Origin of the sequence: Dyadobacter sediminis, assembly GCF_005860765.1 — a bacterium.
GTDB classification, from domain to species: Bacteria; Bacteroidota; Bacteroidia; order Cytophagales; family Spirosomataceae; genus Dyadobacter; species Dyadobacter sediminis.
Genome location: NZ_VCEI01000021.1, coordinates 1,172,122 through 1,189,892 on the forward strand (window position 1 = coordinate 1,172,122; position 17,771 = coordinate 1,189,892).

General features: G+C 46.0%; 14 protein-coding genes. 4 read left to right on the forward strand and 10 right to left on the reverse strand.

The features are described from left to right. Positions 1–47: 47 nt before the first annotated feature. Positions 48–1,070 (reverse strand): aldo/keto reductase, encoded by a 1,023-nt coding sequence (locus FEM55_RS12125; RefSeq protein ID WP_138281574.1) that lies wholly within the window; start codon positions 1,068–1,070, stop codon positions 48–50. Between the two features lie 141 nt (positions 1,071–1,211). Here FEM55_RS12125 and ppk1 point away from each other — a divergent pair, with 141 nt between their 5' ends. After that, entirely contained in the window at positions 1,212–3,308 is a 2,097-nt protein-coding gene (gene ppk1 / locus FEM55_RS12130) for a polyphosphate kinase 1 (protein WP_138281575.1), read from the forward strand. 198 nt (positions 3,309–3,506) lie between these two features. After that, a complete protein-coding gene (locus tag FEM55_RS12135) occupies positions 3,507–4,100 on the forward strand; it encodes a TetR/AcrR family transcriptional regulator (protein ID WP_138281576.1) in 594 nt (197 codons plus the stop codon). Here the strand turns inward: FEM55_RS12135 and epsC are convergent. Beyond that, positions 4,093–4,923: a serine O-acetyltransferase EpsC gene (gene epsC / locus FEM55_RS12140; protein WP_138281577.1), complete on the reverse strand. Its 831-nt coding sequence runs from the start codon at positions 4,921–4,923 to the stop codon at positions 4,093–4,095. The genes FEM55_RS12135 and epsC overlap by 8 nt on opposite strands. Before the next feature lie 199 nt (positions 4,924–5,122). Between epsC and FEM55_RS12145 the strand changes: the two genes are divergently transcribed. Next, positions 5,123–6,037: an alpha/beta fold hydrolase gene (locus FEM55_RS12145; RefSeq protein WP_138281578.1), complete on the forward strand. Its 915-nt coding sequence runs from the start codon at positions 5,123–5,125 to the stop codon at positions 6,035–6,037. A 234-nt stretch (positions 6,038–6,271) separates the two neighbouring features. On the opposite strand, the gene FEM55_RS12150 is transcribed toward FEM55_RS12145, so the two are convergent. Further along, positions 6,272–7,384, reverse strand: coding sequence for a T9SS type A sorting domain-containing protein (locus tag FEM55_RS12150; RefSeq protein ID WP_138281579.1), 1,113 nt, complete (start codon positions 7,382–7,384; stop codon positions 6,272–6,274). A gap of 106 nt (positions 7,385–7,490) precedes the next feature. After that, positions 7,491–8,555, reverse strand: a complete 1,065-nt coding sequence (locus tag FEM55_RS12155) for an isoaspartyl peptidase/L-asparaginase family protein (protein WP_138281580.1) — start codon at positions 8,553–8,555, stop codon at positions 7,491–7,493. A gap of 187 nt (positions 8,556–8,742) precedes the next feature. Here FEM55_RS12155 and FEM55_RS12160 point away from each other — a divergent pair, with 187 nt between their 5' ends. Beyond that, positions 8,743–10,605: a glycoside hydrolase family 2 protein gene (locus FEM55_RS12160; protein WP_138281581.1), complete on the forward strand. Its 1,863-nt coding sequence runs from the start codon at positions 8,743–8,745 to the stop codon at positions 10,603–10,605. A 66-nt stretch (positions 10,606–10,671) separates the two neighbouring features. Here FEM55_RS12160 and FEM55_RS12165 read toward each other — a convergent pair whose 3' ends face one another. The 6 genes from FEM55_RS12165 to FEM55_RS12190 form a co-directional block, all read right to left on the reverse strand. Next, positions 10,672–12,942: an NADP-dependent malic enzyme gene (locus FEM55_RS12165; RefSeq protein WP_138281582.1), complete on the reverse strand. Its 2,271-nt coding sequence runs from the start codon at positions 12,940–12,942 to the stop codon at positions 10,672–10,674. 95 nt (positions 12,943–13,037) lie between these two features. Then, positions 13,038–14,246, reverse strand: a complete 1,209-nt coding sequence (locus FEM55_RS12170; protein ID WP_138281583.1) for an MraY family glycosyltransferase — start codon at positions 14,244–14,246, stop codon at positions 13,038–13,040. Between the two features lie 106 nt (positions 14,247–14,352). Continuing rightward, positions 14,353–15,096: a glycosyltransferase family 2 protein gene (locus tag FEM55_RS12175; protein WP_138281584.1), complete on the reverse strand. Its 744-nt coding sequence runs from the start codon at positions 15,094–15,096 to the stop codon at positions 14,353–14,355. Beyond that, positions 15,093–15,659 (reverse strand): WcaF family extracellular polysaccharide biosynthesis acetyltransferase, encoded by a 567-nt coding sequence (locus tag FEM55_RS12180; RefSeq protein WP_138281585.1) that lies wholly within the window; start codon positions 15,657–15,659, stop codon positions 15,093–15,095. Before FEM55_RS12180 ends, FEM55_RS12175 begins: the two co-directional genes overlap by 4 nt. Continuing rightward, complete coding sequence (locus FEM55_RS12185) at positions 15,616–16,542, reverse strand: glycosyltransferase family 2 protein (RefSeq protein ID WP_138281586.1); 927 nt, start codon at positions 16,540–16,542, stop codon at positions 15,616–15,618. Before FEM55_RS12185 ends, FEM55_RS12180 begins: the two co-directional genes overlap by 44 nt. A 55-nt stretch (positions 16,543–16,597) precedes the next feature. Further along, the gene (locus FEM55_RS12190) at positions 16,598–17,749 is read right to left on the reverse strand and encodes a glycosyltransferase (protein ID WP_138281587.1); all 1,152 of its coding nucleotides are present in this window, start codon (positions 17,747–17,749) and stop codon (positions 16,598–16,600) included. Positions 17,750–17,771: the final 22 nt, after the last annotated feature.

A 17,771-nucleotide genomic window follows, 5' to 3' on the forward strand; every position in this document is an offset into this window, starting at 1 on the left:
GGCCTTCAAACCTGGCTGTATGCTTTGATTTGAAGGCCGGAGGAATTTTAGCCGCGGTGATTATCGAGTTTTTCAAACAATCCGCCAAAGGCTTCTTCCTTGACGCCGTCCGATTTGAGAAACTCGTGCGGAAACCCGAGTTCTATTTTACTGACTTCATTTAACCGCTGAATCATAGCATCAGGAATAGTGAAGTTCAGGCAGCCAAGAGAATCTATTAATTGTTTTTCTCTGGAAGCGCCTATAATCGGAATCATCACCTGATTGCGGTGACGCGTCCAGTTAATGGCGACCTGTGCAGGCGTGACATCCAGTTCATTTGCAACTTCCACAACGGCCTGTGCAATAAGGCTGCTGTGCTCATTACGTCTGGCGCTGTCGTCCGGAACGCGCCCGGCTTCGCCCCGTAAATATTTTCCGGTGAGCGCGCCGCCGCCGATCGTTCCCCAAGGCGTTACGGCAAGGTCCAGTGCCCTGGCCATTGGAATAAGGTCTCTTTCAGGCGTTCTCTGCAGCAGTGAATATTCAAACTGGATCGCGGCAAACGCATTCCAGCCCCGGAAATCGGCAATTGTGTTGGCTTGTGAAACGATCCATGCAGGCGTATCGGAAATCCCGACATAGTGAACAAGTCCGCGCGAAACAAGATCGTCAAGTCCTCTCATTACTTCTTCCACGGGCGTTGTATTGTCCCACAAGTGAACCCAAAGCAGATCAATGTATTCGGTATTAAGTCTTTTCAGGCTGGACAGAACGGAACGCATCAGGTTTTTGCGGTGATTGCCGGCGTAGTTCAGGTCATTGTTCCGGTCTTTCAGCGTAAACTTTGTCGCAAGTACCCAGTGGTCACGGTCACTTTCAATAAATTCCCCTACATATTTTTCCGAGGAGCCTTCTGTATATCGGTTTGCAGTGTCAATAAAATTTCCGCCTGCGCTTGCAAAGGTTTCAAAAATTTTAAAACTTTCATGTTTGTCTGCTCCCCATCCCCACTCGGTTCCAAAAGTCATTGTTCCGAGGCAAACTTCTGAAACACGCAATCCGGATCTGCCCAATAATTGATAGCGCATAGTAATAAAATTATGTTTTTAAAAAAGGATACAACGTCTGCTTCGGACTATGCATTGTTAATTTTTGTCACGCAAAGTTATATCCTTACCCGCCAAATGTATTTATATTGTAGCACAATTGTAATCTTTTCACCATACTCAATGATAGATGTTGCTTATCCTTACTTCGATACAAATCTGAGCTGGCTTTCGAATAATTACAGATTACTGCTGGAAGCCGATGATGATACCGTACCGGTTAGGGAACGCCTGCGCTTTCTTGGATTGTATGCATATGAAACCAAAGAATTTTTCCGTGCACGCATTCCGGGTTTGCTCGCAATGGGCGAAGTAAGCAATGATATCCGTTCCAAGCTCAATATCTTTCCGGATTCGCTGCTGGAACATGTTTACGAGACCGTTGAAAACCAGCTTCGTGAATTCAACCTCATTCTGGTAAACCGGATACTGCCTGCATTGCAGGAACAGGGAATCCACTGGTATTACCGCGAAGCATTTGCAGACGAACACCGGCCTTTTCTACGCAGGTTTTTTGTGAATAAACTGTTCAGGTACCTTCAGCCTGTTTTTCTGGATGGAAGGCGCAATTCAAAGTTGCAGTTGTTTGATTCCCGGCATTTGTACCTCATCGTCAGAATGCAGCCCGCCGGCGATTCGGAGGAAGACTGGTATGCAGCAGTGAACGTGCCTTCTGAACCGTTCGGCCGGTTCATTGAACTGCCTGAACTGGAAGGGAAACGGCATGTCGCTTTTCTGGAAGATATTATCCGTGAAAATCTGCCTTTGCTGTTTCCCGGATACGAGATTCTGGAAAGTTATGCATTGCGTGTCGAAAGGAATACGGAGCTGACCGTTGAAGACGAATATCCGGCACCGATCGCGCTACGCATTCTGAAACAGCTTGAAAAACGCAACTTTGTACTGCCTTCCCACTACTACTACGAATCGGGCATGCCGCTTTACATGCGTGAATATCTGATGCGGAAGGCAGCCGTTCCGATGAATGAGTTTCACGAGCGCGGCCATTATATTTACATGCAGGAACTTGTTTCTTTTCCCGCACTTTCCAAACGGCTGGATTATCCTTATCAGAAACCTGTACAGAATCCTGGACTGGATGATACGGGATCTGTATTTGAGTCGATTCAGAAATCGGATCATCTGCTGCATTTGCCGTATCATTCCTACGAGCCGGTTATCCGGTTTTTTAATGAGGCAGCCATTGATCCGCATGTAAGGGAAATTCATGTTTCGCTTTACAAGATCAATTCCAATTCCTTTATCCTGAACTCGCTGATCAGCGCATCCAGAAACGGCAAACGCGTCACCACTTACATTGAACTCAACAGCAAGCTGGATATTCAGGAAAACATGCATTGGTCAAAAAAGATGCGTGATGCCGGCATCAAGATCATCATCAGCATTCCGGGATTGAAAGTCCACGCGAAAATGGCGCTGGTCAAAAGGAAAGTACAAAAAGGATGGGAACGTTACGCATTGCTCGGAACCGGCGGTTTTTACAGGATGACCAGCCGCGAAATTGTGGATCATACGCTGCTGACAAGTAACCGCGAACTGACAAACGAGCTGGAACTGCTTTTCGGGTATCTGTCCACGCAGGACGAACCTAAAAAGTATAAATATCTGCCGTTCAATTATTTATTCGTAACCCAGTTTACCTTACAGCAGCGAATCATCAATCTGATTGATCGTGAAATTGCAAGCTGCAATGCCGGGCTCAAATCATTTATAACCATTAAAATCAATCAGCTTCAGGATCATACGCTGATTGATAAATTATATCAGGCCGGAAAGGCTGGTGTTTCCGTTCAGATTATTGTAAGCGAAAGCTGCAGCCTGATTTCCGGGCTTCCTTCCATCAGCGATAATATTGTCGTAAGCCGGCATGTAGACCGCTACATCGAGAATACAAGGATTTTTCATTTTGCCAATCGCGGCAACGATGAAATATACCTTTCTTCCTGCGACTGGACCCACCGCAACCTGCACCGCCGCATCGACATCTGTTTTCCCATCCTGGATGAAAACCTGAAAAGCCAGATGCGTACCGTCCTGCGAAACTACGTCAATGACAATCAGAAGTCCGTACGGCTGGACCTTTATCAGAACAACCTCAAATTACCCGATGATACACGTGTGAAAGTGCGTGCCCAGGATGTAAATTACCGTTTGGTAGAAAAGCTGGAAAAAAGCGGCCCCGCAAAAAAAACAGAATAAAAATTATACTTTTTAAACCGTTTTTTCAGTGAAAATAAATTTTTTACTGTTAGATTTAGTACGTGTGTCTTGCTGACGGGCCGTGTTACGGAAATAATTCTCTGACCTCGGTACGGCAGTATGTTCTTGAGCAATAAGGAGTATATGTTTATATTTGAAAGCATTTCATTCTACTCAATCATAAAGAAACGTTAAAGCATGGGAATAGTGGAACGAAGAGAGCGGGTTAAAATTCAGGTACGCTCTGACATCGTTAAGACAGCCAAGGTGATCGCCCGTGAAGATGGATGGACTGCGGTTTCAATCCGGAAAATAGCCGAAGTGATCGAATACAGCCCGCCGATTCTGTACGAATATTTTGAGAGTAAAGACAAGCTTCTGGAAGAAATACGGGTGGAAGGTTTTAACTTTCTTCAGGCCGAGTTTATAAAAATAAAAAATCATTTCAGCAATCCGCAGAAGCAACTCGTGGAAGTCGCGCAGCATATCTGGAATTTCGCCTTTGAAAACCCGGAAGTTTTTCAGGTTATGTTCAATCTGGAAGGTGCTTACTGCGATTCCAGAAAGGTATATTCCGAAGCCATGAGCATCAAGGGAAATCCGGTATGGGAAATGATCGCAAGTCTGCGTCCCAAATCGGGCGAGCACGTCACCAAAACCTATTACGAATGGTGGTGTCTCACATACGGTTTTATCAGCATCACCATGACGACCCAGCCGAGGTATGCATTTCCACAGGCCGAGCCGGTTTATATGGAAGGCATCCGCCGGTTTATCCGAAGTATTATGTAGCAGCCGAAACGGTTTGCTGGCGTATCTCTATTTTACTCTGGTGATAAACCTGGGAATGTGGAGGTACGCTTTTTACAAGCCATGCATTGCCGCCAATAACGGAGTCGTGGCCAATAACAGTATCGCCACCCAGAATGGTTGCATTGGCATAAACAACTACGTTGTCTTCAATGGTGGGATGGCGTTTGCTGGAAGCAAGGGATTTAGATACGTGTGTGGCGCCGAGCGTTACGCCCTGGTACAATTTTACATTGTTGCCGATATGCGTCGTTTCACCGATCACAACACCGGTTCCGTGATCTATAAAAAATGAATGTCCGATGGTTGCATTCGGATGAATGTCAATGCCCGTCTGGCTATGTGCGAATTCTGTCAGCATTCTGGGCAGCAGCGGGATTCCGCAAACAGCAAACAAATGTGCAAAACGGTAAGTGGCAATCGCCATAAAACCAGGGTAAACTGAAATTACTTCTTCAATGCTTACCGATGCCGGATCGTTGTCCGTAATGGAACGGGCATCCAGCAACAGCATTTCATAAATTTCCGGAATCCGGGAAAATATACAATCAAGTATTTCTTCACTGCTTTGTTCCAGCTGGGGCTGCAGAGGATGCAGCATGCAGGCCAGACTGTTTCGGAGATCCGCATACTTTACAGCCAGATCCTTGTTCGGGCAGCTCGGGCAATCCTGACTGATCGGGAACAAGAAATTAATCAGATCCTGAATGAATTTGCCGGCGTCATGCCGGGAAGGCAACTTATAAATATAGGTTTCATTCTGCCTGCTCAGGCGCTGAAGAAATTCTTGGTGGTTGGCTGTCATTAACATTAAGAGTTAGACCTACGCAGTCGCAATGATATCTGGCACTGATTTTTTACACTGAACAAATAATTAGCCGGAAAAATTTAATAATTGCTGCTTCTTTGCAAAAAGGGCAGCCAGCGTTTACTTTTTACAGGATAAAACCGTATATTCAAATATCCTGTGAAGTTATAAAATACAGTAACATTTTGTAAGTTATATGCTAAGTTTTAAATCATTTCGGTCTGTCGTTGTCATCTTGCTTGTATCCGTATCGCTTTCGTCCTGTTTTTCAAGATATACTATTTCGGCCAAACAGGTAAGAAAGCACTATTCGTTGAAAAAAGTCAAGCCCAAAGAACAACTCATTCAGAATGACACACTTTCACTTTGCATAGCCAGCGTAGGTGCCGACACCTTGCCTATGCTGCTGCTTATACACGGGGCACCGGGATCTTTATGGGGTTATATGAACCTTATGGACGATGAAGATCTCCAGAAGCATTTTCACATCGTTTCGGTGGATCGGGTAGGATACGGGAAATCAAAACTGAAAAAACGCCGTCATGTAACTTCCATTGCTACACAGGCCAACGCTTTGCTTCCCGTATTTGACCTTAATAAAAGCAAGGAAAAAGTAACAGTGCTCGGCAGGTCATACGGCGCGCCGATAGCCGCCAAGCTCGTTTCTCTGGTGCAGGACAAGGTAAAGGAACTGATTATGGTTTCGCCCGTCATTGACCCGGAAAAAGAAAGGTTTTACTGGTTTTCGAAATGGGGCAAAAATGCCTTTATCCAGCTTTTTCTTCCCGGTGAATTCAATACGGCCACTGCGGAAAAATACAGCCATTCCGACGAACTGAAAAAACTTATTCCCGTCTGGCAAAATCTGCATATCCCTACAACCGTCATTCAGGGGGGAAATGACTGGATTGCCGATCCGACCAACATTGACTTTGCCAAAAAGCACATTCAAAGCAAACGCGCGCAGTATATTTTTCTCTACAATGCCGGTCATATGATTACTTACACGCACTTATCGATGATCAAGGAAATGCTGCTTAAAAGCCTGATGTTTCAGGATAAGGTGACGTCCATTGATGTGGCCAGCGGAGCAGGAGAGCTTGGAAACTAAATGGAGTATTTCCGGCCAAACCAACAATCAGCATACATAGCTAACAGCCAAACAGCCAATAGCTAAAAGCAACAGCTAAAAAACAAGAAAACGGCTAATCTCAGGATCAGCCGTTTTTCTTCATTATAATTAACCTATGATAAAAGCTGTTTCATAATGAATCCGGTAAGCAGTCTTTATACCAATGACGTTATTTTAATGTAATTACCATGAACGGAACCGAAATAATTCGGATTAATGAACAATTTTCTTGGTTACGGATTCCTTGTCGTTAGCTGCGCGAATCAAATAAAGTCCTCTTGCCAGATTACTCAGGTCAAATTCTCCTTCCAACTGAATAACAGGAACTTTGGAATCTATCTGACGAAGTGTCCGGCCGTTCAGGTCCACAAGCTGCAGTTTGATAACGGAACGCGTTTGGCTGTAAACTCTGGCAGTAATAAATTTGTCGGCAGGAATCGGGTAAGCTTCAATGGATATGGCTATTTCCTGAGCATCCGGATTGGGAACGGATGTAATCGGGCCGCCGTTTGTACCCGCTGCTTCGTAAGGCGGAATGTCTACAACGGGGCCGGGTTTGTCCAAAACTTCAATAATGCCTTCACGACAGGATTGCGAGATAATGACTCCGTTTCGCCATTCGTCCGCAATCATGGCGAAAACATAGGATCCGACATGTTCCGGTGCCTGCCAAACCAGTTTGTTTTCAGCAGGGATTACCTTGAAAGTTCCGCTTGCACTGACTTCATTCGGGTACATGTACGTTTTGTCTTCCATCCGCACGCCGCAGGTTCCCGGCGATGCTTTGCTGAGTTTTGGAAGACGGATCGTTACGCTGTCCGCATCCTTTACCGAAGGTTTCAGATCAAGTGAAAATACTTGCTTTACGCCGGCTTCAAATACCAGATAAGGAAACACAGGCGTGGAATTGCCAACCTGCGTGTCGATAACGGTCCAAAGAAACATGGAAGTGTTTTGTGCATTGTATAAATTGAGCAGATTTCCCGTTCTGTTATCCACTGAGGCGGAAATCTGGAACATGCCGGCAGCCCGGTAAGTATACTGGCCGTCGTATTCAGCAACCACTACTTTGTTGTTCCCGGGAATCGGCGTAATGGAAATTCTGGAAAAATCTTTGGTGTTGCCATCGCCAAAACAAACGGTTACTGCATTTTGCGCTTCTGAGGCCTGCGCTCCGTTCTCAGTGTTGAGATAAAGGCGAACCTTGATGTTGTAAGTCTGGCCGCTTACTTGCGAAGCCATAATTTCGCCTCCTTGTAAATGCGTTGCATAGGCGGCAGGGCCGAGCAGCAGCAGAAATAAGAATATTTTGTAAACTGATTTCATATAATTAAAAAGGAATCGGTAAGTGACATTGCTAAGATCAGAACGTTGGGATAGCATCATTTTGTATTGACAGGGCAATAAACAAATGTACAAATCCTGAGCCAAATCAATCCTTGTAAATCAGTATTTCGCTTTTACCGTCATTTTTGATAAAACCGCGGTACATGCCTTCGCTGTTGAACGGCATGGCTACATTTCCGTGCCGGTCCAAAGCAATGATACCGCCTTCGCCGCCGCGCTCCACGAGCTTTTTCATCACTACTTCGTGGGCTGCATCTTTCAGCGACATTCCTTTGTATTCCATCAGGGCAGAAATATCGTAAGCCACAACGGAACGGATAAAAAACTCGCCGTGCCCGGTCGCGGAAACGGCGCATGTTGCATTGTTGGCATACGTTCCGGCACCGATAATCGGCGCATCGCCGATGCGTCCGTACCTTTTATTCGTCATGCCGCCGGTGGAAGTTCCTGCCGCAAGGTTCCCGAATTTGTCCAGTGCAACGCAGCCGACCGTACCGAATTTTTTTCCTTCTGTAAAGATTAGTTCATTTTCTTCCAGTGCGCCGGTTTTAGGGCCTTTTTTTACTTCTTTTTCCTCTTTTGCATTATGGTCCAGTTCCGTTTTTTCCTCTTCTTTGGCGCGCTGCAATGCTTTGAACCGGGATTCGGTATAGAAATACGACGGGTCTACAATTTCAAGACCCTGTTCTTTGGCAAAAGTTTCTGCTCCTTTGCCGGCCATCATCACATGCGGTGACTTTTCCATCACCGCTATGGCCGTACTGATCGGGTTTTTGATGGTTGTTACACCGGCGATGGTACCGGCTTTCAGCGTTTTGCCTTCCATAATGGATGCATCCAGCTCATTTTTCCCTTCATTGGTAAATACGGCGCCTTTTCCTGCATTGAAAAGCGGCGAATCTTCCATCACTTTTATCGTAGCTTCCACAGCCTGAACGCTTGTTCCTCCTTTTTTCAGCACTTGATAGCCGGTCTGCAATGCCGTATTCAGCACTTCCTTGTATGCTTTTTCCTTTTCCGGCGTCATATTGGCACGTGTAATGGTTCCGGCGCCGCCATGAATGGCCAGTGTGATTTTATCTGAATAGTCTTGTGCTGAAACCGGCATATAAACTAAAACGGCGAGAAAAACAGAGTAAAGCGTTTTCATGAATTATGGATTAAATGGAGTGATAACCAAATCTAGCAAGGAAACTTTGAAATTCCTTTAACCTTGCCTGTGGATTGAATCAGGCATATATATGCATTCCCGATTAACCAAGATGACAGTAGAGCCATCTGAAACCGACCTTTTATGAATAATACCGAGTTCTGTTTTTCAATAACCTGAATTTTTAATGAAAAAAATACTGCTATTAATTGGTGCTGTGCTCTTGTTTTTCAATGAAGGCACACTTGCGCAAAAGCCCGCTGAATGGAAATACGTTGAAGGAAAGATTGTAACACAATGGGCCGAAAAAGTAAATGCATCCAATCCGCATCCCGAATACCCCAGACCGCAAATGGTGCGCAAAAACTGGATGAACATCAACGGTTTGTGGAACTATTCCATCTTGCCGAAAAGTGAAACGGATGCAAAGCCCGCAACTTTCGACGGTCAGATTCTGGTGCCGTTCGCCGTTGAATCGGCTTTGTCCGGCGTTGGAAAAACAGTCGGGAAAGACAGTATTCTGTGGTATCAGCGTATGGTTGATTTTAATCCGAAACTGAAAAATGAGCGCGTATTGCTTCACTTCGGTGCGGTGGACTGGAAATGCGATGTGTTTGTAAACGGCAAGCCGGCAGGTTCCCATCAGGGCGGCTACGATCCTTTTTCATTGGATATAACCGCATTGCTGACGAAGAAAAAACAGCAGGAAATCAGTGTGCGTGTGTGGGACCCGAGCAGCGACGGACCGCAGCCGCGCGGCAAGCAGATCAAGAACCCGCATAGTATCTGGTATACGCCCGTAACGGGAATCTGGCAAACGGTATGGCTGGAAACGGTTCCCGCCAGTTACATTGCAGGCATCAAACCAACGCCCAATGTGGACAAGCAAACGCTGACGGTGAAGACGGACATCGCCAATGCCGCGTCCGGTGATAAGATCAGGATCGTGGCTTCGGATGGTTCCGCAACCGTTGCCGAACAGGAATTTGAAGCCGGCTCCAATGCCGTTCTCAATATCGCCAATCCGAAGTTGTGGTCGCCTGAAAGCCCGTTTTTATACGATCTGACGATAAGCATTACCCGGAACGGAAAGGTTATGGATGAAGTGAAGAGTTACTTTGCCATGCGTAAGATATCCATGCAGCCGGACGCAAACGGTGTACAGCGCATGATGCTGAACAATCAATTCCTGTTTCAGTACGGCCCGCTGGACCAGGGCTGGTGGCCGGACGGGCTCTATACTGCTCCTACGGACGAAGCGCTGAAATTTGATATCATCAAGACCAAGGAAATGGGCTTCAACATGATCCGGAAACATGTAAAAGTGGAGCCGGCAAGATGGTACCGTTACTGTGACGAACTCGGCATGCTGGTTTGGCAGGATATGCCCAGCGGCGACTTGGGCAACAACTGGGAACCGCATCCCGGAATAACCGGAAATGAAACGGAAAAGGAACGTACGCCTGAATCAGAACAAATGTATAAAACGGAATGGAAAGCGATCATGGACGCGAATTACCATTTTCCTTCCATCGTTGTGTGGGTTCCGTTCAATGAAGCCTGGGGCCAGTTCAAGACCGAAGAAATTACGAACTGGACAATGCAATACGATCCGAGCAGACTGGTGAACAGCGCAAGCGGCGGTAACTTCTTTCCTGTAGGACACATTATGGACCTGCATAATTATCCAGCACCGGCCATGCCGAGACCTGATCTTTTCGGTGCAAAACAGGTTATTGTGCTGGGTGAATTCGGCGGACTGGGCTTGCCTGTAGATCAGCATACGTGGCAGCAGAAAGATAACTGGGGCTATCAGAGTTTTAAAAATCCGGAAGAACTTTACAACAAATACGAATCATTCATCGGACGCTTCGAGCCATTGATCCGGAAAGGGTTGTCTGCTGCCGTTTACACGCAGACTACAGACGTGGAAGTGGAAATAAACGGATTGATGACGTATGACAGAAAGGTGATCAAAATGCCTGAAACCAAACTCAAACAAATTCATTTAAAATTGTACGATCCGTCTTTCGTCAAGCTGAAACCCTGATTTATTTAAAAACCAGCCGGATTTTGAAATCCGGCTGGTTTTTAAATTTTTGATTCTGCTCCAATCTTACTGCTTCATCTGCGCTTCCACAACGGCAATGGCGACCATATTTACAATTTCCCGTACCGAACTGCCGATCTGAAGAACGTGAACGGGTTTTTTCATCCCCAACAGAATAGGTCCGATGGTTTCCAGTTCCGCAGCTTCTTTCAGCAGGTTATAGGCAATGTTGCTGGCAGAAAGGTTCGGAAAAATAAGGGTGTTCGCACCGCCGTCCACCAGATCACTGAAAGGATAGTTCTGTTTTAAAAGCTCCGTATTGAAAGCAAGGTGCGCCTGCATTTCACCGTCTACAATCATGGACGGGTTTCTCTTTTTAAGGATCGCGGCTGCGTCTCTCATTTTTTCTGCATCCTCTCCGCCGGCACTTCCGTAATTGGCATAAGTAACCAGCGCAACGCGCGGCTGAATATTAAACCGTTCAACGGCCTTTGTCGTCAGTTCCGTAATTTCCACAATTTCATCCACGGTCGGATTAAGATTGACGGTTGTATCCGAAAAGAAAATCGGGCCTTTGGGTGTCAGCAGAATATACATACCGGCAACCTTGTTTACGCCTTCATCCTTGCCGATGACGTGCAGCGCAGGCCGGATCGTATCCGGATAAGTACGGGTCAGGCCGGAAATGAATGCATCCGCTTCGCCGTTTTCCACCATCATGGAGCCAAAATAGCTTTTGAAATAAATGGTCCTGCGGGCTTCAATCGGCGTCAAACCTTTTCTTTTTCTTTTTTCATAAAGCGCAGAGGCATAGACGTCCACGATATGATCGTTTATTTCGGCTCTCGGGTCAATAATGGAAACATCGCCCAGATCCAGTTTGCTTTCCTTGATCAGGTTCAGAATGGTTTCGTTGTTTCCCAGCAAAATCGGAATAGCGATGCCTTCGTCCCGAACCTGCTGTGCAGCGCGGAGCACCTGAATATTTTCTGCATCTGCAAAAACAACTCTTTTGGGCGCCAGTTTGGCTTTATTCAAAATGACTCTTGAAATCTGCTCGTTCCGGCCAAGCCTGCTGGAAAGTTCCTGCTCGTAGGCGTCCCAGTCCGTAATCACTTTTCGGGCTACTCCGGTTGCTATCGCAGCTTTGGCTACGGCCGGCGCAACGGTTGTCAGCAATCTCGGGTCAACAGGTTTCGGGATAATGTAATTTTTGCCAAAAACAATATTGGTTTCATTGTAGGCAAGGTTGACAATGTCAGGAACCGGTTTTTTGGCAAGATCGGCCAATGCATGCACGGCGGCCAGCTTCATTTCTTCATTGATTTCAGTCGCCCGAACGTCCAGCGCACCTCTGAAAATGTACGGAAATCCAAGTACGTTATTGACCTGATTTGGATAATCCGAACGCCCTGTGGCCATAATCACGTCTTCGCGTGCTTCCACCGCATCCGGGTAAGGAATTTCAGGGTTCGGGTTCGCCATAGCCAGTACAATCGGATCTTTGGCCATGGATTTTACCATGTCTTTGGATACTATATCAGCCGTAGAAAGCCCGAGGAACAGATCTGCGCCTTTCATGGCATCTTCCAGCGATTCGTAAACCTGGTCTGTGGCAAACTGTTTTTTCATTTCGCCAAGATCCGTTCTGCCGTTGTGAATATGTCCTTTGGTGTCGAACATGGCGATATTGGCAGGAGTTGCGCCCAGTGCGAGATACAGTTTGGTACAGGAAACCGCGGAAGCGCCGGCACCGGAAACCACAATCCGGATTTCGGCAATGTCTTTTTTTACAAGATCAAGCGCGTTCAGCATGGCGGCAGCGCTGATGATGGCCGTTCCGTGCTGGTCATCGTGCATGACCGGGATATTCAGTTCTTTTTTTAAGCGGGCTTCAATTTCAAAACATTCCGGCGCTTTGATATCTTCAAGGTTAACGCCGCCGAAAGTCGGTTCAAGGATTTTAACGGTTCTTACAAATTCATCAACATCCTTGGTATTCAGCTCAATATCAAAAACATCAATGTCCGAATAAATTTTAAACAGAAGTCCTTTGCCTTCCATAACAGGCTTTGAGGCTTCCGGCCCTATATCGCCCAGTCCGAGCACGGCAGTTCCGTTGCTGATGACTGCAACCAGATTGCCTTTTGCCGTATAAAGATAGGCGTCTTCCACATTGGCGGCAATTTCGAGACAGGGTTCTGCCACGCCGGGCGAATAGGCCAGCGTAAGGTCGCGCTGTGTGCTTGTTTCTTTGGTAGGAATCACCTGAATTTTACCAGGCCTGCCTTTGGAATGGTAGTGTAAGGCGTCTTCTTTTCTGATTTTTTTATTCATACCTGTAGTCAATTATTTCATGCTAAGGTACAAACATTCGATACAAGGCAATGAATTTGGCCATGTATATTAAAAATAGCCGAAAATGCAGGCTTTTACTGTCTTCTGAACAGCTTCTTGGAAGCGGAAATCGTATCGTCGTTGAACGAAGGGCTTTTTGCAAGGTTTCTTTTTCTTTTCCTGCTGGTAACTCTTCTTTTCAGTACGGTGGCAATAATCATATAAGATGCGAACATACCGATGTACACATAAAGCGAGGCCGTATTGGTTATGTCGCCATGAAATGCAAAAAACAGGGTGGTATTTACGATGGTGGCCATCCAGAGTGTGAACGAAGCCCAGAAATGGTTCAGTCCGCTGTCGATCAGGATGTGATGCATGTGGTTTCTGTCGGCAATGAACGGCGATCCGCCTTTGAAGATACGGACAATGAAAACGCGGAGTGTATCAAAGATGGGGACAATAAGCAAAACCATCACAATGATCGGCGCATTGAAATAAGCATTCGGGTCGTGCTGATAACCTACATTCAGGGTCAGAAATTCGACAGAGAATATGGAAAGCAGGTATCCGACGATCAGCGAGCCGGTATCGCCCATAAAAATTTTGCTGGTTTTGGAAAAATTGAAGCGCAGGAAACCAAGCAGTGATCCCGACATGGCAAAAGCCAGACAGCCAAAGGAAAAATGGTCGTTCAGTATAAACCAGATCCCGAAGCCAAGTCCGGCAATCAGGCTGATGCCGCCCGCCAGGCCGTCAATGCCGTCAATCAGATTGATTGAATTGATGATCGCAATGAAAATAAAGACCGTCAGCGGAATGCTGATAAAATCGGAAACGTCATGAATGCCGAATATGCCGTAAAAATTATCAACCTTGAAATTGCCCATTGCCACCAGAATCAGCGATGCGAAAATCTGGATAATGAGTTTTTTGGTCGGATCAACGGCCAGAATATCGTCTTTGATGCCCAGAAAAAACAGAATAATCACACCGGTCATGGCCAGGCTGATCAGATTGGAATCCAGAATATTTTCGGAATGCGGCCATAGAAAATAGGCAATAAGTGTTGCCGCAAAAATGGCGATTCCGCCCAGTGTCGGCGTTTCTGTTTCATGCGAACTTCTGAATCCCGGCTTTGCGGTCAGGTGCAGCAGATTGGACAGATTGATAATGATCGGAATGGAAATAATGGAAAGAAAACAGGCAATCAGAAAAGAAAGAAGGCATTGATAAACGTCGTGATGGATAATGTTGCCGAAATTTCCTTCGCTTAATATCTGAAGAGGTAGTTCTAATTTCATAGTGTCTGCAATAAGCGTAATATAAGTTTTATGGTTGTTGAATCTGGCCGGAATTCAATTGCCGAAATTTACTGGAATAATCGGAACAAGTTGTATTTATTCCGGATTAAATAAATTGAATCAGCTTTCTTAATGGTTTTAGCCACAACGTGTAAAATCTCGGGCGCAAATTGTTAATTTTCCAAGCTTTCAGATCATTCCGGTTGGCAGCCAGCCTGTTTTTCAGCGTACTGTTGCTTACGCCTCCGATCCGCATTTTGACCAGCACTTTCGGTACATAAGTAATGCTGATTCCATGTTTATGCACAAGTCTGAGCATCAGTTCATAATCTGCTGCGCTTCCGAGGTCAAGCCTGAATTTGCCGAATTTTTCATACACTTCTTTTTGGACAAAAAATGTAGGATGCGGCGGCATCCATCCGTTCAGGAATGCGCCGGAGCTGTACTTTCCGGAATTCCATTGTCTCTTGACAATGTTTTCATCAGACGCGTCAACATACTGTAAGTCACCGTAACACGCCTGAAAGTTCCCTGCCGACAATTGATTCACAACGTCTTTTATAACAGAAACATACGCATAAAAATCATCCGCATTCAGGATTCCGATTACATCACCCGATGCTATTTGTATGCCTTTGTTCATGGCATCGTAAATTCCGCTGTCGGGTTCGCTGACAAACCGGGCAACGGCACGCCCGTAAGACCGGACTATTTCCTGCGTTCCGTCCGTCGAGTTGCCGTCAATGATAATGTATTCAACCGAAGGAAAATCCTGAGCAAGAACCGATTCAATGCACTGCCGGATGGTTTGTGCACCGTTATATACAACCGTGATGATACTTACTTTCAATGCGTTAAATTTCTTGTTTTTAAGTATTTAGCAGGATTTCCCTGATATATTCCATAAGGTTCCAGATCGCCTGATGCAACCGAGTTCACGGTTAGCACTGCATGCGATCCCACTTTTGCACCCGGGCAAACCGTGGCTTTCGCCCCGATCCACGCACCGCTTTCCAGCGTAATCGGTTTGATGATCAGGTCAAAAGTACTTTTTGTATAATCATGGTTTCCTGTCAGCAGCATACTTCCCTGCGAAAGGCAGACATTTGCTTCCATAGTCACCATTGTGAGGTTGTCAATCCACACATTTTCACCTATCCAGCAGTTGTTTCCAATGCTTAAAAACCACGGATATTTGATGTTCACTTTTGGTTTTATGACAATACCGGTTCCGATTTCTGCGCCGAATAACTTCAAAATAAAAACTTTGACAATCATCGGCCACGGCAAATACGTATTCAAAAACAACCGGTTAGCCATATACCATGCCATTTGTTTCGGAAAGCTTCCGGGCCGGTACCAGCTGTTGTTATACGCGGACAGACTGGTTTGGGTTCTTGAGGTCTTTTCCATACTCTGTCCTGAAATGTGAAATAATTTGCTGCTTGTCTTTTCCCGCCTTGTAATAAACCTCGTAGATTTTGGCATCGACCAGAAACCGGTACCAGAATCCCTGAAGAAAATGCCAGATCAGTCCTTTGACGCCATCCAGAAAACCGGCTTTGATAAGGTAGCGGTAAACAAAATAAATGAACGGCCTTGTAAATAAAGGCAGGCCGGCATACTTGATTTTCAGGAAACGCGTACGCTGTTCCTGACTTCCCCAAAAGCCGGGTGTAACGGTTTCCTTGTTATCAAAATTATACTTGATGTTAAGCAGATCAATGACTTCACGGATCGCATAATTGTTGTGTTTTTGCGTCCACCAGGTCAGATTGTTCAGGTTGTGATCTACAATGTCGTTCTGAAGCTGTGCCGTACTGCCGCTGCTGAGCTTGATGTGTTCATCCATCCAGAGTTCCTCGCATGTTCCGTGCCCGTTTCTCCAGATCCTGAGCAGCCATATCGGATAATAGCCGCCGCGGCGGATCCACTTATCCATAAACATCACGCGCCTTTTTACATACAAACCCGATACGTCTTCCGGAATGCTGTTGATCGTATTGTTCAGTTCATCGGCAAGCTCGGCGGAAATGTATTCATCCGCATCCATGCGCATCAGCCAGCGGGTGTTGAACGGGTTGTTCCGGATACCGAAATTAAACTGAAAAGAGTAGGAAACCCAGGGATTCTGGATTACAGTAGCGCCGAGACTGCGTGCAAGGACAACGGTATCGTCTGTGGAAAAGGAATCGACAATGAAAATTTTATCCGTCACGGCAAGCAGGCTTTTGATGCAGCGCCCGATATGTTTTGATTCGTTGTGTGTTAAAATGATGACGGATAAATCGATCATACCCAATGTTAGACAGGACAAAATGGCCAATTGCTGGTGCTTGAACCTTTCAAAGTTACGTACTTTTTTGAACTTTCTTGTATTCTTCCAATAACTGGTTGGCTACAACTTGTATGTCAAAATTTTCAGATACCATCTGATATGCCCGATTTGCGATATCCTGAGCGTATGCATGATCTTGTAATATTTTAAGAAATCCTTCTGCAACACCTTGGCTGCTGAGCGGCGTCAGATAAGCAGCATTGCAGCGGCGGATGTAGTCGCCGAAACCGACCCGGTCAGAAACCAGCGCGGGTACTTTTGAGGCCATGGCTTCCAGCACTGCAATGGAAAATCCTTCCGAATACGACGGCAGAACAAAAAGATCGGCATCGGAAAGTGCTTCTTTTTTGTCGGTATCCGTAAGCATACCGACAAGCCTGACACGTTCGCTCAAATTATTTTTCCGGATAAAATCCTCGGTTTCCTGCTTGTAACCGTCATCCGGCCCGGCCAGGACCAGAATGGTTTCCGGCAGCTTGTTATGAATTTCCAGAAATGCAGGCAGAAGCAGGTCAAGTCCTTTTTTGATATTCAGTCTTCCCATGAACAAAATCATCTGCTGATCTTTCCGGATCTGGTGCCTGGAACGGAAAAGCCCTTTTGGCGGAAGCTGGCTGTATTCCGAAAGTTTCATGCCGTTGGGTACGATCACCATGTTGGCCGGCCTGTAACCAAGATAGCGGATCACATCTTCTTCTTCATCCGTATTGTTGATCTGGATCAGATCTGCTTTTCCCAGCAGTTTTTTCTGATAAAGTGCGGTAACAATCTGTTTTTTCCATTTGCTGTGCGCCACGGCCCATTTGTCCAGCAGCCCGTGAATCGTAATTACCTTCACCGCTTTATTAGGAATCAGAAACGGAGCCAGACTTCCGAAATGCCAGATGCCATGCATATGAATGACATCATACTCGCCGATATGCGCTTTCAGGTATTTATACATGTCCAGAGAAAACTCGCGGTAAATATCGCTTACAGGCGTAGTGCGTGCGCAGGCAATAAGCCGGGCGCCTTCCGGAACCGGGTACATTTTCTCGCCCGGCGTCATCGGGCTCAGGATGTCCACCGAATGTCCCTGCCGGATTACTTCACTGGTATGATCGTAAATAATCCGGGCGGGACCTCCGATTGCCCATGTATATGCACATATATTTAAAATCCGCATGCTTGAATTCAGTATCTGTAAG